This window comes from Bradyrhizobium sp. YCK136 (assembly GCF_044570075.1).
GTDB lineage: Bacteria > Pseudomonadota > Alphaproteobacteria > Rhizobiales > Xanthobacteraceae > Bradyrhizobium > Bradyrhizobium diazoefficiens.
This window is the reverse complement of sequence record NZ_CP172424.1, coordinates 1,555,767-1,576,902: the sequence shown is the minus strand read 5'-3', so window position 1 is coordinate 1,576,902 and position 21,136 is coordinate 1,555,767. Positions and strand designations below refer to the sequence as shown.

The following is a 21,136-nucleotide window of genomic DNA, read 5'->3' as shown; positions in this document are numbered from 1 at the left end:
CGCCCGACGGCAATTCTTAGCGCTTGCCGCTTTGGATGATGTCGATCATGCTCCAGCCGCGGATGCGGATAAAGCCGCAAATTGTCAGGGAGGCATGATCGCCGTGAAGGAGCAATTCGCTCTGCGGAATTATGACCGACCGGGCCTGCACCCCGGCTGGTTGTCCGGGTGGCGGATGCATAGATCAGCGGCTTCCCGTCTCTGAGAGATCACGCCATGGAACATCCGAAATACAAGATCGCGCTCATCGTCGGCGCCGGCGAAGGCTTGAGCGCCTCGCTGGCGCGGCTGCTGTCCACACAAGGCATTCGCGTGGCGCTTGCCGCGCGGAAGATCGAGAAGCTGGGCGCGCTCTGCACCGAGACCGGCGCCAAAGCCTATGCCTGCAACGCCACCGAGCCGGATGAGGTCGAGCGCCTGTTCGGCCTCGTCGAGCGCGAGATCGGCACGCCCGACCTCGTCGTCTACAATGCCAGCGGCCGCACGCGCGGGCCGTTCGTCGATCTCGTTCCGGCCGATGTCGCGCAGGCGATCGCGATCAGCGCCTATGGCGGCTTCCTGGTGGCGCAGCAGGCGGCCAAGCGCATGCTGCCGAACAAGCACGGCGCGATCCTGTTCACCGGCGCCTCGGCCAGCGTCAAGGGCTATGCGCAGTCGGCCTCGTTCGCGATGGGCAAGTTCGCGCTGCGCGGGCTCGCCCAGAGCCTGGCACGGGAGCTCTCGCCGCAAGGCATCCATGTCGCGCATTTCGTGATCGATGGCGGCATCAGGAGCGCGGCGCGGACGGAGCCGGAAGACAAGCCGGACTCCATGCTCGATCCTGATGCGATCGCACAGAGCTACTGGAACGTGCTGCAGCAGCGGCGCAGCGCCTGGAGCTGGGAGCTGGAGCTGCGGCCGTGGGTGGAGAAGTTTTGAGTTGAGTTTGTCTTTCCGGGGCGGCTCGAAGAGCCGAACTATGGTGCGCATTTGCGCACCTGAGAATCTCGAGATTCCGGGTTCGATGCTTCGCATCGCCCCGGAATGACAACAATGAACGGGAAGCGACATGACCACGGACACCACCGTCGATACCGGCACTAGCGAACTCCTCTGCGTCATCCGCGACCGCGTCGCGGTGATCACGCTGAACCGGCCGGAGGCGCGCAATTCGCTGTCGGACAGCCTGACGCCGGCGCTGCGGACGATGATCCGCACCTGCGGCGAGAGCCCCGATGTCGGCGCGCTGCTGATCACCGGCGCGGGCGAAGCGTTCTGCGCCGGCGGCAACGTCAAGGGCATGGGCGCGCATCGCGATCCGAAGAAGCTGGAGATGTCGCTGGAAGATCGGGTCGCCGATCTCCAGGAGCGGCAGCGGCTGCTCACCGGCGCGCTGGTGTCGGTGCGCAAGCCGACGATCGCCGCGCTCCCCGGTCCCGCGGTCGGCGCGGGGCTTGCGATCGCCATGGCCTGCGACATCCGCATCGCCGCGCAATCCGCCTTCGTCGCCACCGGCTATGCCCGCATCGCGCTGAGCGGCGATTACGGCATCGCCTGGCTGCTCACCCGCCTCGTCGGCACCGCCCGGGCGCGCGAGCTGATGTTCACCGGCGACAGGGTCGATGCCGCGCGTTGTGAGGCCATCGGCCTCGTCAACTGCGTCGTGCCTGACGACAAGCTACAAGCCGAAGCCTTCGCGCAGGCAAAGTCGCTCGCCGAAGGCCCGCGCCTCGCGCTGCGCTACATGAAGGACAATCTCGACGAAGCCATTCAGTTCGATTTCGAGACCGCCCGCGACCACGAGGCCGAACGACTGATCCGCCTCACCGCGACCGCCGATCACAAGGAAGCGGTGCAGGCCTTCATCGAGAAGCGCAAGGCGGTGTTCACGGGGAAGTAACAGGCCCTTCACAGTCAGGAATCGAACCTGGATGGTGCAACGAGCCCTCATTCCGGGGCGATGCGCAGCATCGAGCCCGGAATCCATTGGGCCGCAAAACACGCAGTGGAATGGATTCCGGGTTCGCGCTACGCGCGCCCCGGAATGACGGCTTGGGAAGATCTACGCGACGACGACTGCTTAAGGCAAAAAAATGCCCGGCTCAGGTTGACCTGGGCCAGGCTTGCAGTGGTGTCAGGCCGAGGCTGAGGGGCTGTCGGCCTGACGGGAAAGGGCGGTGAGACGCCAGCTCGCGCAGGGAATGTCCTTCGGCGCGAGCGCGATCTCCTTGTCGAAGCGCACCAGCTTCCAGTCATCGGGGTGATTGACGAAGGCAAATCCGGATTTGCGGGCGAGCGAGATCATGGTCTCGTTGGAGCGCAGCGTATCGCCGAACATGTGCTCGGCGCCGAGCGCGGCGGCGCGGCACTCAAGATTTTTCATGAGCGCAGTGGCGATGCCGTGGCCCTGCCAGCGATCGTCGACCGACAGGCCGAACTCGAGCGTCGCGGTTTCCGCATGCAGCGCGTAGCGCGCCTCGGCGACGATGGTCTCGAAGCCGTCGACCATCTTGGTCGCGACGACGGTGAAGCGCTCGCGCTCGCCCACCTGGAGGAAGTCGTGTAGCAGGCCCTTCGGCAATTCGCTGATCGCGCCGAAGAAACGGTTGTAGCGGGAGCGGGTCGAGAGCGAACGGAAATAGTGCTGAAGCTCCTCGGTGTCGCGCGGCTCGACGAAGCGAACGTTGATCGCCTCGCCCTGCCGGGTGCGCAGGGCGTCCGAATATTGCTTCAGATCTTCCAGGCGAAGAGTGCTCATGACACATGCCCTGAGAAAGAGGGACCGCCGGCGCCCCTGTAATCAGGCGGCGCCGGCCTGGCGGCCAGTCAGGCCCGCCAGAAGGGTTTGTCGGCCTCATAGGCGATGTCGGACCAGGACAGGCCGACGTCGTGGAGGTCGCGGGCGGTCCAGTTGGTCAGCTCGCGGCGGGTCCGGTAGCGCTCGTGCCAGACATGAAGCGTCTCGCCGATCTGCTGGATCAGGCCGGGCGCATGATGATTTGTCATCGAATTCTGGGTCAAGGTAGACATTTTCAGCTCCTGGAGCTAAGTTGGGCGCTAATATCTGCGCTCGATCGCACTGCGACAAACGACAATTTGTACCTCTTCGCATGAAATAACGTCATGTATCCTGCTGCCAGATGACTGCCAGATTGCCCTCCCTGAACGGATTGCGGGCGTTCGAGGCGGCCGCGCGCCATCTCAGCTTCACGCTGGCGGCGAGCGAGCTGAACGTGACGCAGACCGCGATCAGCCATCAGATCCGGCGATTGGAGGAGGAGCTCGGCATCCGCCTGTTCATCCGGCAGAACCGCGCGCTGGCGCTGACGCCGGAAGCGCGCGACTATCTGCCGGGCGTCCGCGCCGCCTTCAACGACCTCCGCCTCGCCACCGACCGCCTGCTGCGCAGGGACGACGACAAGGTGCTGACGCTCTCGACGCTGGCCTCGCTTGCCGCAAAATGGCTGCTGCCGCGGCTGACGGATTTCCAGGAGCAGCATCCCGGCATCGACGTGCGGATCACCACGTCGACCAGCCTCGTCGACTTCCAGCGCGACGATGTCGATGCCGCAATCCGCTACGGCCGCGGCCAGTGGCCGGGCCTGCGTGCCGACTGGCTGATGGCGGACGAGCTGTTTCCGGTGTGCAGTCCGTCACTGCTGCGCGGCGACAAGCCGCTGCAGCGTCCGGAGGATCTGCGAAATCATCCGCCGCTGCACACCTCCAACGCCAACAGCGACGACTGGCGGCTGTGGCTGACGGCGGCAGGCCTGCCGGCCGATATCGCCAAGCAGCCCGGCATCACCTTCGACATGATCTTCATGACCATCCAGGCCGCGATCGACGGCATCGGCGTGGCGATGGGGCGGACGTCCTACGTACAGGACGACATCGCCAAGGGCCGGCTCGTCGTCCCCTTCAAGATCGCGCTGCCGGCCGATGCGGGCTTCTACCTGGTCGCGCCGGAGGGTCGCCGCGAGGCGCCAAAGCTCGCCGCGTTCCGTCAATGGATCGTCGCTGCAACGCAAAATAAAGCCTGAAAAATCATCAGCTTCCTCTGGAAAACCGATTGACTCGCCGCGCCCTGCGCGGGAAGGGGTAGGACAGATTGTCGCAGCAGCACAACCTGTCGCCTGCCGAGAAGTGAGTTCCGGTCCGGCCACACTTGAAGGGGAGTAACGTCATGGCTGGACCAGCCGCCTCAACCAATCCGCCCGAGATCAAGTCGCGCATCGGCGCGATCCTGCGCGCCACATCCGGCAATTTCCTCGAGCAGTTCGACTTCTTCCTGTTCGGCTTCTATGCCGCCGCCATCGGCAAGGCGTTCTTCCCCTCCACCAACGAGACGGCCTCGCTGCTCAACACTTTCGGCGTGTTCTGGCTCGGCGCCCTGATGCGGCCCGTCGGTGCGATCGTGCTCGGGGCCTACATCGACCGCATCGGCCGCCGCCAGGGCCTGATCGTCACGCTCGGCATCATGGCCATCGGCACCGTCGTGATCGCGTTCTGCCCGAGCTACGCGACCATCGGCATCGCAGCGCCCGTCATCGTGCTGATCGGCCGCCTGCTGCAGGGCTTCTCCGCCGGCGTCGAGCTCGGCGGCGTGTCGGTCTATCTCGCCGAGATCTCGACACCCGGCAACCGCGGCTTCTACACCTCGTTCCAGTCGTCGAGCCAGCAGGTCGCGATCTTCGTGGCCTCGATCCTCGGCTATCTTCTCTCCGAGGTGATGCCGGCCGACACGGTGGCCGCCTGGGGTTGGCGCATTCCCTTCTTCGTCGGCTGCCTGATCATTCCCCTGATCTTCTTCCTGCGGCGCACGCTCGAGGAAACGCCGGCCTTCCTCGCCATGAAGAAGCATCCGACGGCGAGCGAGGTGTTCGCCTCCGCGCTCGCCAACTGGCGCATTGTCATCCTCGGCATGATGATCGCGATCCTGACCACGACGACGTTCTACTTCGTCACCGTGTACACGCCGACGTTCGGCAAGACCGTGCTGAAGCTGTCGACGCAGGACGCGCTGCTCGTGACGCTGCTGGTCGCCGTAACCAACTTCTTCTGGAATCCGGTCGGTGGCGCGCTGTCCGACCGCATCGGCCGCAAGCCGGTGCTGATCACCATCGCCTGCCTGTCGCTCGTCACCGCCTACCCCGCGCTGCACTGGCTGGTGACGGCGCCGACCTTCGGCAAGCTGCTCGCGGTCGAGATGATGTTCTCGTTCTATTTCGGCGTCTACAGCGGCACCATGCTCGGCGCCCTCGTCGAGATCGTGCCGGCGCATGTCCGCACCACCTGCTTCTCGCTCGCCTTCGCGCTCGCAGCCGCGCTGTTCGGCACCTTCACGCCGTTCGCCTCGACCTGGCTGATCGAGCGGACCGGCGACAAGGCCTCGCCCGGCTTCTGGCTGATGTTCGCCGCCCTGCTCGGCATCATCGCGGCCTCGACCGTGTATCGCGGCGGCAAGGCGGTGCCGACATATGATGCGGTGGCGGGGCCGGTTGCGGGGCGTTGACGGTCATTCCGGGGCGCCTCGAAGAGGCGAGCCCGGAATCCATTTCTCCCAGCATTCCAGACGCACGATGGATTTCGGGTTCAGCCCTGCGGGCTGCCCCGGAATGACAGTGGGGCTACAGCTCCACCACCACGTAGTCGCTCTCGACCTTCACCGGGATCGTCTCGGCGACATACGGCCCCTTCACGACGCTCGCGCCAGGCGCGACATGGGCCGGATAGGCTTTCACGCGGAAGCGGCGGGGGTCGCAATAGGACTGGCCGGTGCGGATGTCGAACTCCCAGCCGTGCCAGGGACAGCGGATGATCTCGCCAAGCCTGGTGTATTCGATCTCGCCGGGGTCGCTCGATTGCGCGAGCCCGATCAGCGGCCCCTCGCACAGCGCCGCGCCCTGATGCGGGCAGCGGTTCATCAGGCCGAAATATTCGCCCTTGATGTTGAAGACCGCGATCGGCCGTCCCTCGATCTCCAGGAATTTTCGCGTGCCGGGTGGCAACTCATCGACCGGCGCAATCACGTGACGCGCCATCAATTGATTCCGTACAGCTTGCGCGCATTGCCGAGATAAAACGCCTCGCGGTTGGTATCGCTGACGCCCGCCGGCAAGACGCGCGACGGTTCGTCGTAGTCCCAGTGCGGATAATCGGTCGCGAACAGCAGGCGGTCCCAGCCGATCCACTTGATGACGTCGAACAGATCCTCGCGCCGCTCCGGATCCTCCATCGGCTGCGTCGTCCACCACACCTGCTCGCGGATATATTCCGACGGCGGACGCTTCACATGCGGCACTTCGCTCCTGAGCCGCTGCCAGGCCTTGTCCAATCGCCACGCAAGCGACGGCGCCCAGCCGAAGCCGGCCTCGATCATCACCATCTTGAGCTTCGGGAAGCGTTCGAACACGCCTTCAAGCACGAGGCTGGCCAGCGCCGATTGCTGGCACTGCGAATGTCCCACCATCTCCTCGATGTAATAGGAAGGCCAGCCCGACGGCGTGATCGGGTTGCCGCCGAAGCCGAAGGCGTGGACGCCGACGGGAAGGCCAGCCTCTTCCGCGGCCTGATAGATCGGCCAGTAGCGGCGCTGGCCGAGCGGCTCGACGTTGCGGCTGAGCAGCAGCACCTGAACGAAATTCTTGTCGCCGGCGCGCTCGCGGATTTCGGCGGCCGCCGACAGCCCGTCCTCATTGCCGACGACGATGGACGCTTTCAGCCGTTTGTCCTTGCTGGTCCATTTGTCGATCTGCCAGTCGTTGATCGCCGAGCACAAAGCGGCCGAGAGCTCGTGATTGCGGATGCCCTGCCCGGCATTGAGCGGATTGAGCACGCCCAGCTGCACATTGTTGGGGTCGAGCAGCTGCTTCTGCATGAAGGAGAGCGAGGAGCCCTGCGGCCCGCCTTCCGGCGGATAGGCGTCGCGGCGCGAGGCGTTGGGCTGGGCCTTCGGATAGGGCGGGCCTTCCATCATGCCCTGATAGGCGTGCACGCCGTAGACTTCGAGATGATGCTGCCAGCGTTTGGCGAGATAGGGATAGAGCTCGGTGCGGGTCGCGCGGGCCGGATGGATGTCACAATCCGCGATCGCGGTCTTGGTCGTCAGGGGGGAAGCGGCTTCGGTGCTCTCGCGGAATTGAATATTCATCGCCTTGCCTCCTTTTGCAGCGGCTAAGTCAGGCGGGGATAGGTCGCATGCGGATTGTCGATCATGATCTTGCGCACGAGATCGGGGGTGAGGCCCTGGGGGAGCGCGTCCTGGCCGTCGAACTGCCAGTGTGGATAGTCCGTGGAGAATAGGACCAATTCATCCGACTGCATATGATCAAACAGGCGAATTAATGTCTCGGGTTCCGGCGGCGCATCAAATGGCTGTAACGAGAAGCGGATGTTGCTGCGCACAAGTTCCAGCGGCGCGCGATCGACCCAGGGCGTCTCCATCCGCACCCCGCGCCAGAATTTGTGAAGCCGCCAGAGAAAGGGGGAGATCCAGGACACGCCGGACTCCAGCATCACCATTTTCAGCCGCGGATATTTGGCGAACACGCCCTCGACGATCACGCTGGTGAGCTGGGTCTGGAACGCCTGGGCCTGACCGACATAATCCTCGATGTGATAGGAACCCCAGCCCACCGCGGTCGGCGGATTGTGATAGGCGGAACCGGCATGAATGCCGACCGCGAGGTCCAGCCGCTCCGCGGCCTCGTAGATCGGCCACAGCGCGCGCTTGCCGAGCGGCACGTCGCCCATCACCAGCATCAACACCTGTACGAAACGGCGGTCGTGCGCGCAGCGTTCGATCTCGGCGACGGCCTTCTCGACGCTTTGCGTGGGGATCACGATCGAGCCGCGCAGCCGCTTGTCACGATCGAGCCATTCCTTCACCAGCCAGTCGTTCAGCGCACGGCAGAAGGCGGCCTGCATGTCCTCGGAAAACACCATCTGCACGGCGTAGAGCGGATTGCAGATGGCATGGCTGACCTGAAAAGGATCGAGCACATGGCGCTGCATGTCTTCCAGGCTCGCGCCCGGCTTGCCGCTCTCGGGACGCCAATCGGGGCGCGCCACGATCGGCGAGTTCTGCGGGTAGGATTGCGAAACGAGGTCCATCATGCCGCGCGTCGTCCCCTGATCGCGCCAATAGTCGTTCAGGTACGGCAGCAGGCTGGTCAGATGCGGCACGGCCGGATGCACGTCGCAATCCACCCCGCCGGCGATCAGGGACGCCATCACGTCTCCTTCACGTTTCCTCGTCACGTCTTCTCGCGGTCGGCTTGGCCGCTCCGCCTTGTGTGCGCCATTCAAGCAGGCCTGACCGTCGCCCGCAACTCGGCCAAGGCAGCCAGCTTATGCTAGGAAGGCTGAGCTCGGTTGCGAGGGAATGAGAGGTCAAAGGGATGAAAGAGCTCGTCGGCATTGCTGAACAGGTTGCGGCGAAACTGATCGCGCGCAAACAGACCATTGCGGTCGCGGAATCCTCGACCGGCGGCCTGATTTCGGCCGGCCTGCTCGCGGTGCCCGGTGCATCCGCCTATTTCCTCGGTGGCGCGGTGGTCTACACCCGCGATGCCAGGCGCGTGCTGATGGATATTTCGGACGAAGGAATGAAGGGCTTCCGCTCCTCGTCGGAGCCTTATGCAAAGCTGTTGGCCGAGCAGATGCGCAGCCGCTTCAATTGCGACTGGGGCCTGTCCGAGACCGGCGCCGCCGGCCCCACCGGCAACCGCTACGGCGATGCCGCCGGCCATAGCTGCATGGCGGTCGCAGGGCCGGCGGCGGAAGTGATCACGCTGGAGACGGGCGGCAATGACCGGCTTGCGAATATGCAAGTGTTTGCGGCGACAGCGCTGAAGCTGCTGCTGAGGAAGCTATCGGAATAGCCGCATCGTTGTTTGCGGACGAGACAGCGGCGCCGCCTTACATCTCGTGTCGTCCTGGCGAAAGCCAGGACCCATAACCCCGAAAGGCAATGTTGCGGTCGGCGGGGCCACAGCTTCTTCCAACAACATTCGATGGTGGTAATGGGTCCTGGCTTTCGCCAGGACGAAGTTGGGGAGGCACCGTGCCTACCGTCCCAAATGCCGCATGAAGATCCGCACCACATACCCCTTGAACCGCGGCGCTTCGTCGTAAAGGTCCGATGCGATGCGTTCGATGGTCTCGCGCAGGGACAGGAATTGCGCCTGCCGCGCGCTGCTCTCGGTGCCCTGCATGCCTGCAAGTTCGTCCATCGCGGCGTCGGAGATCTGGCAGTGCACGACCTCGCCATCGTTCAGCATGGTGAAGCGAAAGGCCAGACGTTCGAGGTCGTGGCCGATAATCCTGTCGCGCGTCAGCGGCATTCAACTGTCCCGTTCGCGCCCCCGAACCGGACAATGCTGAAAATCTGACGCGTTGTCACCACCCGCGCCGGGGTGCATGGCCGTCATACGACGCTCTTCAACAGCGCGCTCCCGTCAGTCGGCCACGCTCCGGCGTCAGTAGACGAGCGCCGTACCGGACGGCTTGTCCAGTGCCGCGGCCAGCGATCTGTACTCATCGCAATCCGTCCCGCAGATGGATGCGATCCGGCCGAGGTGATAGAGCGCCTGCTCGCGGTTGCCCCGCTCGAGCTGCCACAGTCCGTAATATTGCCACGTCAACACGTGGTTCGGATCTGCCCGCAAGGCGCGCTCGTACCAGACCTGCGACTGCTCGTAGTCGCCGAGCTTGCGGTAGGAGTAGCCGATGAGGTTGGCGACGTTCGGATGGTCGTCATGGCCGAGCGACTTCAACTGCGCGATCGCGGTCGCATAGTCGTTACGCTCGTAGATGGTGTCATAGGCCACGCGGTAACCGGCAGCGAAAGCGGGATCGCCTATGCTGGACTGGTTGCCTTGCTTCTTGCCCTTCTGGGTCGCCTTGGTGCCCGGCCGCTTCGGATAGGTTGGCTGCGGCTTCTGATCCGAATAGGCGCCGGCGTAGGGATCGGTAGAACTGATGCTGCCGCCGCCTCCACCACCGCCGCCGCCCCCGCCCGCGGCGAGCGCCGGCGAACTCAACAGGGCTGCAGCAAATGTGCCGAGTGTGACGAGCCTGATCATCCCAGTGAACATCTCCGTCTCCTGTCCTGCTTCAAGCGGCCCCGGACGAATTGATAACCCTGCCTAGGCAACGATATTCCGGGGGCTGTGTTCACGGAGACGTCAGCGTTCGTACGACAGTTCTGTTGTCCTTTACTGGAATGCCACTTCGGCAAAGCTTCTCAGCTTTCGCGAATGCAGGCGCTCCGACTCCTGCTGCTTGAGCCGCTCCAGCGCCTTCAGGCCGATCTCGAGATGCTGGCCGACGCGGCGGCGGTAGAATTCGCTGGCCATGCCCGCGAGCTTGATCTCGCCGTGCAGCGGCTTGTCGGACACGCAGAGCAGCGTGCCGTAGGGGACGCGGAAGCGATAGCCGTTGGCGGCGATCGCGGCCGATTCCATGTCGAGTGCGACCGCGCGCGATTGCGACAGGCGGCGGATCATCTCAGGGCCTGAGATCTCCCAGTTGCGGTTGTCGACGCTCGCGACCGTGCCGGTGCGCATCAGGCGCTTGAGCTCGAAGCCTTCGAGGCCCGTGACGTCCTCGACCGCCTCCTCGAGCGCGACCTGCATCTCGGCGAGCGCCGGGATCGGCACCCAGAGCGGCAGCTCGCGGTCGAGCACATGGTCCTCGCGCACGTAACCATGGGCGAGGACATAGTCGCCGAGCCGCTGCGTGTTGCGCAGGCCCGCGCAATGGCCGAGCATCAGCCAGGCGTGCGGGCGCAGCACCGCGACGTGGTCGGTGACGTTGCGCGCATTGGACGGGCCGGTGCCGATGTTGATCAGGCTGATGCCGCGATAGCCGGGCTCGACCAGATGGAAGGCCGGCATCTGCGGCATGCGTGTCGGCGCGTCCCCGCTCGTCGCGCCCCCGCTCCGCGTGATCACGTTGCCGGGCGCGACGAAGGCGTCGAGGCCGGCCTCGCCGGACTGAAGCCGCTGCTGGCAGAGCTGCGCGAAGGCATCGACATAGAACTGGTAGTTGGTGAAGATCACGAAATTCTGGAAGTGCTCGGGATCGGTGCCGGTGTAGTGATAGAGCCGGCGCAGCGAGTAGTCGACGCGGGCGGCCCGAAACAGGGACAGCGGCTCGGGCGCGCCGGGCTGGAGCTCGAAGGTGCCGTCCGCAATCGAATCGTCCATGGTGGCGAGATCGGGCACGTCGAACGCGTCGCGCAGCGATCGCGTCACAAGGGAATTCTCGCCGGTGGTGATGGCGGCTTCGATGTTGATGTCGCGACGATAGGCGAAGTGGATCGGGATCGGCTCGGCCGACTCGCCGATCTCGACCGGTACGCCGTGGTTCTGGATCAACAGGCCGATCTGCTCGGTGAGATAGCTGCGGAACAGATCCGGCCGCGTTACGCTGGTCTCGTGCACACCGGGGCCGGCGACGAAGCCATAGGAGAGACGCGAATCCAGCCGCGCATATGTCGCGGTGGAGAGGCGGACGAAGGGGTAGTAGGCCCGCGCCCGCGTCGTGATCGCTTCGCCGCCGACATAGGCCTCGAACCGGTCGCGCAGGAATTTCGTATTGCGTTCGTATATCTCTTCGAGCCGTGCGACGGCCGCGGACGCGTCGGAGAAGGATTCGGTGGCGATGGAGGGCGGGGATTGCATGGTTCGAACGCCGGGTTCGTGGGGCTTGAGTCGAACTATAGCAAGACGCAGCCAAGCCGTCATTGCGAGCGCAATGACGAGTTGGGGGTGACGCGCCGTCGCGCGTCACTTCTCCCGGAAGGCCCGCATCAACTGGTCGTGCAGCGGCTTCATCAGATAGGACAGCATGGTGCGGTCGCCGGTCTGGACGAAGGCTTCCACGGGCATGCCGGGGATCAGCTTGGAATCGCCGAGCCGGGCGACCTCTTCGACCGGCAGCGAGACGCGGATGGTGTAGTAGCTCTGGCCGGTACGCTGGTCGGTGGTGACGTCGGGCGAGACGCGGCTGACGACGCCGTTGAGCTCGGGCGTGGTGCGCTGGTTGAATGCGGACAGGCGCAGCAGCGTCTTCTGGCCGATCTGGAGCTTGTCGATATCGACCGGATTGACCTTGGCCTCGACCTGGAGATCGTCGGCCTGCGGCACGATCAGCATCAGCGCATCACCGGCGGTGACGACGCCGCCGACGGTATGCACGGTCGATTGCAGGACCATGCCGTCCTGCGGCGCGCGGATGTCGACGCGGCGAAGCTGGTCCTCGGCGGCGACCTTGCGCTCGATCAGCTCGCCGATCTTGTCGTTGGTCTCGCGCAAATCCTTGGAGACCTCGCTCACCATGTCCTTGTCGACCTGGATGATCTGAAGCTCGGTCTCGGTGATCTTGCCCTTGGCCTGCGCCCGCGAGGCGATGTACTGCGCCCGCTCGCCGTTGAGGCGAGCGCTGTCGCGCTCGAGCGTGGTCAGGCGCGAGATCTGCACGAGATGCTTCTCGTAGAGATCGCGCACGCCGGTGAGCTCCTGCTGCACCAGCGAGATTTCCTTGTCCTTGGCCCGCTCCTGCGCGGAGAGACCCTCGATCTCCTCGTTGAGCTGCTGGATGCGCTCGCGGAGCTGCGCCTTCTGGCCGGCACGGCCGTTGACGCGGACGTCGAACAGCTTGGTTTCGGCGGAGAGCAGCGTCTTGACGTCGTAATCGTTGCCGCGATCGAGCAGCGATTGCGGGAAGTCGATCCTGTCGATACCGCGCTGCTCGGCCTGGAGCCGTGCTGCACGCGCCAGCGCGGCGTCGAGATTCTTGGTGACGATGGCAAGGTTCGCCTTGGTGACGGTGTCGTCGAGCCGCACCACCACGTCGCCGGCCTTGACCACGTCGCCGTCGCGGGCGCGCAGCTCGCCAACCACGCCGCCGGTCGGGTGCTGCACCTTCTTGACGTTGGATTCGACCACGACCTGGCCCGGTGCGATCAGCGCCCCCGAGATCTGCACCGTGGCCGCCCAGCCGCCGAGGCCGACGACCAAGACCAGCACGATCCCGAGCCCGAGCATCAAGTGAAACTTGATGGAATCCCGCACGGTCTTCTTGGCGGCGGGCTTGCCGCCACCGATCGCCATCGTGCTCATGACTTTGTGCTCATGACTTGGCCACTCCGCCCTCACTGACGACCTTGATCGGTGCCGGCGGCGTCACGCGCGGCTGGAGCACCTGGGCGAGCACCTGCTCCTTCGGGCCGAAGGCCTGCATGCGGCCGTCGCGCAGCACCAGGATCTGGTCGACCGCCTCGACGCCGATCGGCCGATGCGCCACCACGACGACGATGGCGCCGCGCTCGCGGGCGGCGCGGATGGCGCGGGTCAACGCCTCGTCGCCTTCGGTGTCGAGATTGGAATTGGGCTCATCGAGCACGATCAGGAACGGATTGCCGTAGAGCGCGCGCGCCAGCGCGACGCGCTGCGCCTGGCCCGCGGACAGCGCGCCACCCTGCTCGCCGACCTGCGTGTTGTAGCCCTCGCGCATCTTGATGATCATCTCGTGCACGCCGGCCTCCTTGGCCGCGGCGATGATGCCGTCGGAGGTGGCCTCGGGGTCGAAGCGGCTGATGTTCTGCGCGATGGTGCCGCCGAACAGTTCCACGTCCTGCGGCAGATAGCCGATGTGCCGGCCGAGCATGTCGGATGACCATTGGTCGAGCGCCGCGCCGTCGAGCCGCACCTTGCCGCGCACCGGCTGCCAGACGCCGACCAGCGCGCGGATCAGCGAGGATTTGCCGGAGCCGCTCGGACCGATCACGCCGAGACCGTTGCCGGCGGCGAGCGCGAAGGTGACGTCCTGCACGATGAGGCGCTGATCGCCCGGCGGAACCATGGCGACGCCCTCGACCGAGAGCCGGCTGGTGGGCGCCTGCAACTGGGTCGGCATCGTCTGCGCCGGCATCTGCTCCAGCAGGCGGGTCAAGCGCTGCCAGCTCTGGCGGGCCGCGACGAAGGATTTCCAGTGCGCGATGGCAAGATCGACCGGCGCCAGCGCGCGGGCCGACAGGATCGAGCCCGCGATGATGATGCCGGCGGTCGCCTCCTGGTGGATGACGAGATAGGCGCCGACCGCGAGCACGGCGGATTGCAGCATCATGCGCAGCACCTTGGCGACCGCGCCGAGGCCGCCGGCGACGTCGCTCGCTCGCTGATTGCCGACGAGATATTTTTCGTTGGCCTCGCTCCAGCGCTGGTTCATCCGGCTGGTCATGCCCATCGACACCATCACTTCGGCATTGCGACGGCTGGAGGCGGCGAGATCGTTGCGCTGGGCCGCAAGCCCCATCGCATCCTTCGCCGGCTGGCGGGACATGAACTCGGTGACCACCGTCAGCCCGACCAGGATGATGGCGCCGACCAGCGCGGTCACGCCGATCATGACGTGGAAGGCGAAGCAGATGGCGAGATAGAGCGGCAGCCAGGGCAGATCGAAGAACGCGCTCGGTCCCATGCCGCCGAGGAAGGAGCGGACATTGTCGAGGTCGCGCAGCGGCTGGAGGCCCTCGTTGCGGCTGCCGATCAGCAGCGGCAGGCGCACGACGGTGTCGAACACGCGCTTGTTCAGGGCCTCGTCGAGCGCGGTGCCGATCCGCCCCAGGATCCGGTTGCGGATCATGTCGAGCACGCCCTGCGCCGCGTAGAGGAAGCTGGCGATGATGATCAGGCCGACCAGCGTCGGAATGCTGCGGCTCGGCAGCACCCGGTCGTAGACTTCCAGCATGAAGATCGACCCGGTCAGATAGAGCAGGTTGATCATGCAGCTCATCAGGCCAACGCCGACGAATGCCGTGCGACAAGCGCGCAGCGCGTCAGCAAGCTCTGAACGGCGAACGCCAGGGACGGCTGCCATCAGTCTGGTCTCTTTCGGGTAAGGGGCAAAGCCCCTGATTTCAAAGGCAATTTCAGGAGTAATTGACCCGGATTAACATCGCGTTTTCGCCCCTTGTCCAACGCGGCTGAATCAACCCGATCCCCTGTGGGGGCACATCACCCCCTGATGGCCTGGCGCGCAAGTCCGGAATCTCACAGTCTTGCGGCTTTTTCTTGCAGACATCTCACCTCTCCCCGGGCGGGGAGAGGTCGAAAGTTAGGTCAAGGCGCCGCTAGAACCGGCCGCCGCCGCGTACCAGCCGCACCACGAGCAGCAGGATGACCGCGCCGATGGCGGAATAGACGATTTCCGACACGAGCCCGGTGCCGATACGAATGCCGAGCTTCGGGAACAGGAAGCTGGCCACAAACGCGCCGGCGATGCCGATCACGATGTCGCCGATGATGCCGAAACCGGCGCCCCGCACCACCTTTGCCGGCCAGCCAGCCGGCGACCAGGCCGACGAACAGGATGACGAGCAGGCCTTCATTGGAAATGTACATAAGTGAGGTCCCTCTCCGTGAACGGGGCCATGGAACCGGAACCGGGATGAATGGGGTCTGAATGCTGGTCGGCTCGCCCTCGGTGGGGCGGCTAAACAAAAAACTCGAAAACAACCCCATGCACAGTAGAACGGACCTTGGCCGAGCGCGCTCGGTGAATTGTGACAAGCCGGTGTTGCCGTAGAGGAATTCTGAAGTAACGCGCGCTTTGGAGCGAGGCGCGCGCTGCGCTCTCATTTTGCGAAAGTGAGATGCGAGCGGCTCTCTCATTCCCTCCCCCTTGCGGGCGAGGAGCAGGGAGAGGGGTAGCCGCGGGCGCGGGCGGCTTTTCACCTCTGCCCGCTTGCGGGGAGAGGTCGGATCGCATCGCAAGATGCGATCCGGGTGAGGGGGTACGGGTCTCTCGACATGGTCATGCGCGGAGAGAGGCCCCTCACCCCAACCCTCTCCCCGCAAGCGCGGGGCGAGGGAGCGCACCGGCTATGTCGCGACCACCGGCTCCGCCAGCACGCACCTTGCCGCCCGGCCTGGTCCCACCTCCACATTCGCAGGCAGTTGCTCCAGGCAGCGCGGCTGGGCGGCGGCGCAGCGGGGGGCGAAGGAGCAATTGTGGGGCCTTTCGGCCAGCGACGGCGGGGTGCCGGGGATGGTTTCGAGGCGCTGCCCCCGCTTGGCGCCGTGGATGGTGGAGGCGAGCAGGCCCTTGGCATAGGGGTGCACCGGCGTGCGGACGATGTCGCGCAAGGTCCCCTGCTCCACGATCTAGCCTGTCTTATTCGTAAGAGGCGCCCGAGAGGCTGGCGAGCGTGGTGTAAAGCGCTGATACGGCGTAGGATTCGGTTGTGAAGCCAACCCCATCACCTCCAACCGCGAACGCCACGCCCGCCATGACCGACGATACGATTCCGCCCTTCTCGTTTCCAGCCATTCACGCCAAGAAAGTCACAGCTGCCTTCGATGGTGGGCGCCTAACCTCGAACGGGGGCGTGATGCTTCTGGCGATGGCCGAGCGGCGTCTCGGCTTGGCCGACAATCTGGCCCGGGTGTTCCCGGATCGGCGCGATCCGACGCGGGTCGTGCACAGCCTGGTCGATATGTTCCGCGCGCGCATGTTCGCGATCTGCTGCGGCTACGAGGACGCCGACGACCTCGATCATCTGCGGTCCGATCCGGCATTCAAGCTGGCCTGCGGTCGCCTACCGGACACGGGCCGGGATCTGTGTTCCCAGCCGACGCTGTCGCGGCTGGAGAATGCTCCGCGCCTGCGCGACGTGATCCGACTGACCTACATTTTGGTCGACGCATGGATGGATAGCTACCCCCACGAGCCGGCATCCGTCACGCTCGACATCGATGATACCTGCGACGTCGTCCACGGCCATCAGCAGCTCTCGCTGTTCAACGCTCATTATGACGAACGCTGCTTTCTGCCGATCCACGTCTACGACACGGAGAAGAGCCGGCCCGTGGCCGTCGTGCTGCGGCCCGGCAAGACGCCGGGCGGCGTCGAGGTGCGTGCCCATCTGCGCCGCCTGGTACGGCATATCCGCACGCGATGGCACAACACGCGAATTACGTTCCGTGGCGACGGGCACTATGCCCGGCCGGAGGCCATGGCGTGGTGCGAGACCAACGGCATCGACTACATCTTCGGTCTGTCCGGCACCAAGCCTCTCGCCAGAAAAGTCGACGAGGTCGCCGACGACATCCGCACCCGACGCGCCATCGAGAACCTGCCGGTTCTGCGTGGCTATACCGAGACCCGCCACAAGGCAAAGTCCTGGGATCGCGAACGGCGCACCGTCGCCCGTATTGAGGCGACGATGCTCGGCCTCGACATCCGTTTCGTCGTCACCAGCCTCGATGTCGGCTCGGCCGAGTGGATCTACGACAGCCTGTATTGCGCGCGCGGCCAAGCAGAGAATCTGATCAAGCTGCATAAGACACAGCTCGCCTCCGACCGCACCAGCTGCCGTTCGGCGCTCGCCAACCAGGTCCGTCTCGTGCTCCATACGGCCGCTTATTGGCTGATGCTGACCGTGCGCGACGCCATTCCCAAAGCCCGGGAATTGGCCACTGCCGAGTTCGCGACGCTGCGTCTTCGTCTCTTGAAACTCGCTGCCCGTGTGGTCGAGACCACGAGCCGCATTCGCCTTGCGTTTGCCGCGGCATGTCCCGAAGCCGACCTGATCCGCGGCTTGCCCGGCGCGCTGCTCCCGCTCGGTCCGTAACCGACCGGGCCTGCGCCCGCTCACCCGCCCCACTCCTCCATCGCCTACAAAACAGCTTGATGCAGAACCCGGTGAGAAAAGGCCGGACGGTCACCCACGCCAGCCGCCAGCCCCCGTCAGACGTCAAGAACGACCGTGCTCTCGTGAATAGATCGGGCTAGCCGGCATACATCACCGCGACGCGGTCGCAGATCTCGATGGCGACGCCGATGTCGTGGGTGACGAAGATGACGGACATGCCGAACTCGCGCTGCAGCTCGCGCAGCAGCAGCAGGATCTGGATCTGCACGGTGGCATCGAGCGCGGTGGTCGGCTCGTCCGCGAGCAGGATTTTTGGCCGGCAGGCGAGCGCCAGCGCGATCATCGCGCGCTGACGCATGCCGCCGGACATTTCGTGCGGATAGGCATCGAGCCGCCGTTTTGCGGAAGGGATGCGCACGACCTCGAGCATTTCGAGCGCGCGTGCCCTGCCCTCCGCATAAGACTTGCCTTCGTGGCGCACCACGCTTTCGGCGATCTGCGCGCCGATGGTGTAGACCGGATCGAGCGCGAGCGCCGGCTCCTGAAAGATCATCGAGACGGTCTGGCCGCGGAACGACGAGAGCTCCTCGTCATTCATCGCGAGCACGTCGCGACCCATGACGTTGACCTTACCGGAGATCAGCGTGCGCTTCTTCGGCAACAGCCGCATCAGCGCGCGCAGGGTCACGCTCTTGCCCGAGCCGGATTCGCCGAGCAGGCCCAGCACCTCGCCGTCTCCCAGCGAGAGGCTGAGATCGTTCACGGCATAGACCGTGCGCTCCCCGGTGAAGCGGATGTTGAGGCCTGAGATCTCGACGAGCTTTGTCATGACGGCAGTTTGGGTACCCGGTCGTGATAGTCGGTGACGCGCTGGAACGCCGCGCCGATGGTGAGCAGGGTCGCTTCATCGAAGGAGCGGCCGATCAACTGCATGCCAACAGGCAGCCCGCTTTTGGTGAAGCCGGACGGTACGGTCAGCGACGGCAGGCCGAGGAAATTCACCGGGCGGGTGAACAGCGTCAGCCGCTGCACCATGGCCGGCGCATTCGGGCCGCCGCCGACATCGCTCTCCTCGATGGTCGGCGCCGGCACCGGCGAGGCCGGCGCGATGATCGCGTCGACACCAGCGGTCGCGGCGTTGTGGGCGGCAAGCGCGGGACCGCGCCAGCGCATCGCTTCGAGATAGGTGATGGCGGGAACGGCGAGACCGTTCTGCAGCCGCATCAAGACCTGCGGTCCATAATCCTGCGGACGCTCGATCATCCAGCGCTTGTGAAAGGCGGCGGCTTCCGCCGCGAGCACGAGCTGGCTCGCCGAAGACAATTGCCGCTGGTCCGGCAGCTCGACCTTGACGATGTCGGCGCCCTCGCGCTTGAGCACCGCGATGGTCTCGTCCAGCACGCGCGCGACCTCGCCGTCGAGATCGTCGACGTAGAAGGACGCGGGCACGCCGATCTTGAGGCCTTTCAGCGAACCCTTGGTCGCGCCGACATAGTCGGACAGCGGCTCATGGCTCGCGGTCGAATCTTCGGGATCGGGACCGGCCATTAGCGCCAGCAGCAGCGCGCAGTCCTCGGCGGTGCGGGCGAGCGGCCCGACCGTGTCGAGCGATTGCGACAGCGGCATCGCGCCGGCGCGGCTGACGCGGCTCCAGGTGGTCTTGAGGCCGGTGACGCCGCAGAAATGTGCGGGCATGCGGATTGAACCGCCGGTATCGGAGCCCAGCGCCGCAAAGGTCAGCCGCGCGGCGACCGCCGAGCCGGAGCCCGACGACGAGCCGCCGGTGATATGCGCGACGTTCCAGGGATTGCGCACCGGACAGTAATGGGCGTTATGGCCGGTCGGGCCATAGGCGAATTCGGCGAGATGCAGCGTGCCGAGCCGGACCTGGCCCGCATCCTTCAGCCGCTGCAAGGCGGTGGAAGTCGTCGTCGCGACGAAATCGCGGCGGATCAGCGAGCCGCAGGTCGAGACCTTGCCGGCATCGTAATACATGTCCTTGTGCGCGAGCGGCACGCCATGCAGCGGACCGCGCACTTCGCCCTTGGCCAGCTCGGCATCGGCGGCCTCGGCTGCTTTCAGCGCCGCCTCCGCCTCGATCGACATGAAGGCGTTGAGATGCGGCTGCCACTGCGCGATGCGGTGCAGCAGCGCGCGCGTCACCTCATGCGAGGACACCTGCTTCATCGCGATCGCACGCGCGACCTCGGTGAGCGTCATCAATGCCGGTTCGGTGCTCATTTCGACACCTTCGCCGTCTGCGCGAGCACGTAAGAAGCCGGCTCGAGGTCGAATGGCAGCGTGCCGGCGATGGCGGCAAAGCCTTCGAAGGCCGGCCCGATGGAGTTGGAGATGCGTGTTGCGATCTCGTCATCCACGGCAACGCCGGCAACTAGCGCGATCGGCTTGATCTCTTTTGGTGTCGGTCTCGTCATGCGATTTCCCCTGCGGGCGCGCGGCTATGGCCTGACCCCGGAATGGCCATGTAGCACGCGGCCTCGTGGCCCATTGTATCGACCGCGGTGAGCTTTGGCGCTGCATTTGCGCAGAGCGGCTCCGCAAATGCGCAGCGCGTGTGGAAGCGGCAGCCCGACGGCGGATCGATCGGATTGGGCGGATCGCCGGTGATCGGCGGCTTTTCGGTACGCCTGTCAGGATCGGAGGACGGCATCGCCGCCAGCAGCGCGCGCGTATAGGGATGCGCCGGCTGGTCCCAGACCTGGTCGACCGGGCCGAGCTCGACGACCTCGCCGAGATACATCACCAGCACACGATCGCTGATGTAGCGCACGACGTTGAGATCGTGGCTGATGAAAAGATAGGTCAGGCCGAATTCGCGCTTGAGATCGGCCAAGAGATTGAGCACCTGCGCCTCGACGGATTTGTCGAGCGCGGAGACGGCTTCGTCCAAAATCACCAACCGCGGCGACAGCGCCAGCGCCCGCGCGATATTGACGCGCTGGCGCTGGCCGCCGGAAATCTCGTGCGGATAGCGGTTGGCGAAGTTTTCCGGGCGCAGGCCGACCTTGCCGAGCAACTCGCGCGCCAGCGCCCGCGCCGTGCCATCGGCCATGCCGTGGACTTTCGGGCCAAAGGCGATGGATTCCTCGATGGTGAGGCGCGGATTGAGCGAGGCATAAGAGTCCTGGAACACCATCTGCATGCCGCGGCGCAGCTCGCGCAGCGACAGCGCCTGACCGACGGTCATGCCGTCATAGATGATGTCGCCGGTATCGCGCGGCATCAGATGCATCAGGAGGCGCGCGGTGGTGGACTTGCCGCAGCCGGATTCACCGACGATGCCGACGGTCTCGCCCTTGGCGACAGAGAAGGAGACGTTGTCCACGGCGCGCACGGTGCGTCTCGCGGCGAACAACCCGCCGCGGACGGGGAAATGCTTGGTCAGGCCGTTGACCTGGAGCAGCGGCTGCGCGACGCCGCCAAGATCTTCGATCGGCTCTAGCATGGCGACGGAATCGTTGGTTTCGCTCATGG

General features: G+C 65.3%; 19 protein-coding genes and 3 pseudogenes. 6 read left to right on the top strand and 16 right to left on the bottom strand.

Going from position 1 to position 21,136, the window contains the following annotated elements; genetic code table 11:
• The first annotated feature begins 216 nt into the window (after positions 1-216).
• Positions 217-918, top strand: coding sequence for an SDR family oxidoreductase (locus ACFLEY_RS07455; protein ID WP_060908916.1), 702 nt, complete (start codon positions 217-219; stop codon positions 916-918).
• A 130-nt stretch (positions 919-1,048) separates the two neighbouring features.
• Positions 1,049-1,879, top strand: coding sequence for an enoyl-CoA hydratase (locus ACFLEY_RS07450; RefSeq protein ID WP_060908917.1), 831 nt, complete (start codon positions 1,049-1,051; stop codon positions 1,877-1,879).
• Between the two features lie 234 nt (positions 1,880-2,113).
• Here ACFLEY_RS07450 and ACFLEY_RS07445 read toward each other — a convergent pair whose 3' ends face one another.
• Together ACFLEY_RS07445 and ACFLEY_RS07440 are read right to left on the bottom strand one after the other, a co-directional pair.
• The gene (locus tag ACFLEY_RS07445) at positions 2,114-2,737 is read right to left on the bottom strand and encodes a GNAT family N-acetyltransferase (protein ID WP_060908918.1); all 624 of its coding nucleotides are present in this window, start codon (positions 2,735-2,737) and stop codon (positions 2,114-2,116) included.
• Between the two features lie 68 nt (positions 2,738-2,805).
• The gene (locus tag ACFLEY_RS07440; RefSeq protein WP_027543408.1) at positions 2,806-3,009 is read right to left on the bottom strand and encodes a DUF1127 domain-containing protein; all 204 of its coding nucleotides are present in this window, start codon (positions 3,007-3,009) and stop codon (positions 2,806-2,808) included.
• A gap of 110 nt (positions 3,010-3,119) precedes the next feature.
• Between ACFLEY_RS07440 and ACFLEY_RS07435 the strand changes: the two genes are divergently transcribed.
• Together ACFLEY_RS07435 and ACFLEY_RS07430 are read left to right on the top strand one after the other, a co-directional pair.
• Positions 3,120-4,019: a transcriptional regulator GcvA gene (locus ACFLEY_RS07435; protein WP_396604586.1), complete on the top strand. Its 900-nt coding sequence runs from the start codon at positions 3,120-3,122 to the stop codon at positions 4,017-4,019.
• Positions 4,020-4,162: 143 nt separating this feature from the next.
• Entirely contained in the window at positions 4,163-5,491 is a 1,329-nt protein-coding gene (locus tag ACFLEY_RS07430) for an MFS transporter (RefSeq protein WP_060908919.1), read from the top strand.
• A 115-nt stretch (positions 5,492-5,606) separates the two neighbouring features.
• On the opposite strand, the gene ACFLEY_RS07425 is transcribed toward ACFLEY_RS07430, so the two are convergent.
• From ACFLEY_RS07425 to ACFLEY_RS07415, 3 genes are read right to left on the bottom strand one after another with little or no spacing between them, the layout of a single operon-like run.
• Positions 5,607-6,020, bottom strand: coding sequence for a Rieske (2Fe-2S) protein (locus ACFLEY_RS07425; RefSeq protein WP_011090630.1), 414 nt, complete (start codon positions 6,018-6,020; stop codon positions 5,607-5,609).
• Positions 6,020-7,129 (bottom strand): amidohydrolase family protein, encoded by a 1,110-nt coding sequence (locus ACFLEY_RS07420; protein ID WP_028173738.1) that lies wholly within the window; start codon positions 7,127-7,129, stop codon positions 6,020-6,022. Before ACFLEY_RS07420 ends, ACFLEY_RS07425 begins: the two co-directional genes overlap by 1 nt.
• Positions 7,130-7,152: 23 nt before the next feature.
• Positions 7,153-8,211 carry an amidohydrolase family protein gene (locus tag ACFLEY_RS07415; RefSeq protein ID WP_060908920.1) on the bottom strand — a complete coding sequence of 353 codons (1,059 nt, stop codon included), beginning with the start codon at positions 8,209-8,211 and terminating at the stop codon, positions 7,153-7,155.
• A gap of 167 nt (positions 8,212-8,378) precedes the next feature.
• Between ACFLEY_RS07415 and ACFLEY_RS07410 the strand changes: the two genes are divergently transcribed.
• Entirely contained in the window at positions 8,379-8,861 is a 483-nt protein-coding gene (locus ACFLEY_RS07410; RefSeq protein ID WP_028173736.1) for a CinA family protein, read from the top strand.
• Between the two features lie 186 nt (positions 8,862-9,047).
• On the opposite strand, the gene ACFLEY_RS07405 is transcribed toward ACFLEY_RS07410, so the two are convergent.
• From ACFLEY_RS07405 to ACFLEY_RS07375, 7 genes and pseudogenes are all read right to left on the bottom strand, one after another.
• A complete protein-coding gene (locus tag ACFLEY_RS07405) occupies positions 9,048-9,323 on the bottom strand; it encodes a DUF1488 family protein (RefSeq protein WP_028173735.1) in 276 nt (91 codons plus the stop codon).
• Between the two features lie 135 nt (positions 9,324-9,458).
• Complete coding sequence (locus ACFLEY_RS07400) at positions 9,459-10,076, bottom strand: M48 family metallopeptidase (protein WP_060908921.1); 618 nt, start codon at positions 10,074-10,076, stop codon at positions 9,459-9,461.
• A 120-nt stretch (positions 10,077-10,196) separates the two neighbouring features.
• A complete protein-coding gene (locus ACFLEY_RS07395; RefSeq protein WP_060908922.1) occupies positions 10,197-11,666 on the bottom strand; it encodes an AMP nucleosidase in 1,470 nt (489 codons plus the stop codon).
• A gap of 105 nt (positions 11,667-11,771) precedes the next feature.
• Positions 11,772-13,106, bottom strand: coding sequence for an HlyD family type I secretion periplasmic adaptor subunit (locus ACFLEY_RS07390; protein WP_060908923.1), 1,335 nt, complete (start codon positions 13,104-13,106; stop codon positions 11,772-11,774).
• A gap of 10 nt (positions 13,107-13,116) precedes the next feature.
• Positions 13,117-14,865: a type I secretion system permease/ATPase gene (locus ACFLEY_RS07385; RefSeq protein WP_060908924.1), complete on the bottom strand. Its 1,749-nt coding sequence runs from the start codon at positions 14,863-14,865 to the stop codon at positions 13,117-13,119.
• Positions 14,866-15,118: 253 nt separating this feature from the next.
• Positions 15,119-15,389 (bottom strand): annotated as a pseudogene (locus tag ACFLEY_RS07380) (GlsB/YeaQ/YmgE family stress response membrane protein).
• A 480-nt stretch (positions 15,390-15,869) separates the two neighbouring features.
• Positions 15,870-16,151, bottom strand: a pseudogene (locus tag ACFLEY_RS07375) (oligopeptide/dipeptide ABC transporter ATP-binding protein); the annotation flags it as partial.
• 125 nt (positions 16,152-16,276) lie between these two features.
• Here ACFLEY_RS07375 and ACFLEY_RS07370 point away from each other — a divergent pair.
• Positions 16,277-17,620 (top strand): IS1380-like element ISBdi2 family transposase, encoded by a 1,344-nt coding sequence (locus ACFLEY_RS07370; RefSeq protein ID WP_039183842.1) that lies wholly within the window; start codon positions 16,277-16,279, stop codon positions 17,618-17,620.
• A 160-nt stretch (positions 17,621-17,780) separates the two neighbouring features.
• Here ACFLEY_RS07370 and ACFLEY_RS07365 read toward each other — a convergent pair.
• From ACFLEY_RS07365 to ACFLEY_RS07350, 4 genes and pseudogenes are all read right to left on the bottom strand, one after another.
• A pseudogene (locus ACFLEY_RS07365) lies at positions 17,781-18,470 on the bottom strand (ABC transporter ATP-binding protein); the annotation flags it as partial.
• Positions 18,467-19,882: an Asp-tRNA(Asn)/Glu-tRNA(Gln) amidotransferase GatCAB subunit A gene (locus ACFLEY_RS07360; protein WP_060908925.1), complete on the bottom strand. Its 1,416-nt coding sequence runs from the start codon at positions 19,880-19,882 to the stop codon at positions 18,467-18,469. The gene ACFLEY_RS07360 and the pseudogene ACFLEY_RS07365, both read right to left, overlap by 4 nt.
• Positions 19,879-20,076: a hypothetical protein gene (locus ACFLEY_RS07355; protein WP_028173728.1), complete on the bottom strand. Its 198-nt coding sequence runs from the start codon at positions 20,074-20,076 to the stop codon at positions 19,879-19,881. The genes ACFLEY_RS07360 and ACFLEY_RS07355 overlap by 4 nt, the downstream gene beginning before the upstream one ends.
• Positions 20,073-21,134, bottom strand: a complete 1,062-nt coding sequence (locus tag ACFLEY_RS07350; protein WP_211433554.1) for an ABC transporter ATP-binding protein — start codon at positions 21,132-21,134, stop codon at positions 20,073-20,075. Before ACFLEY_RS07350 ends, ACFLEY_RS07355 begins: the two co-directional genes overlap by 4 nt.
• Between the last annotated feature and the right edge of the window lie 2 nt (positions 21,135-21,136).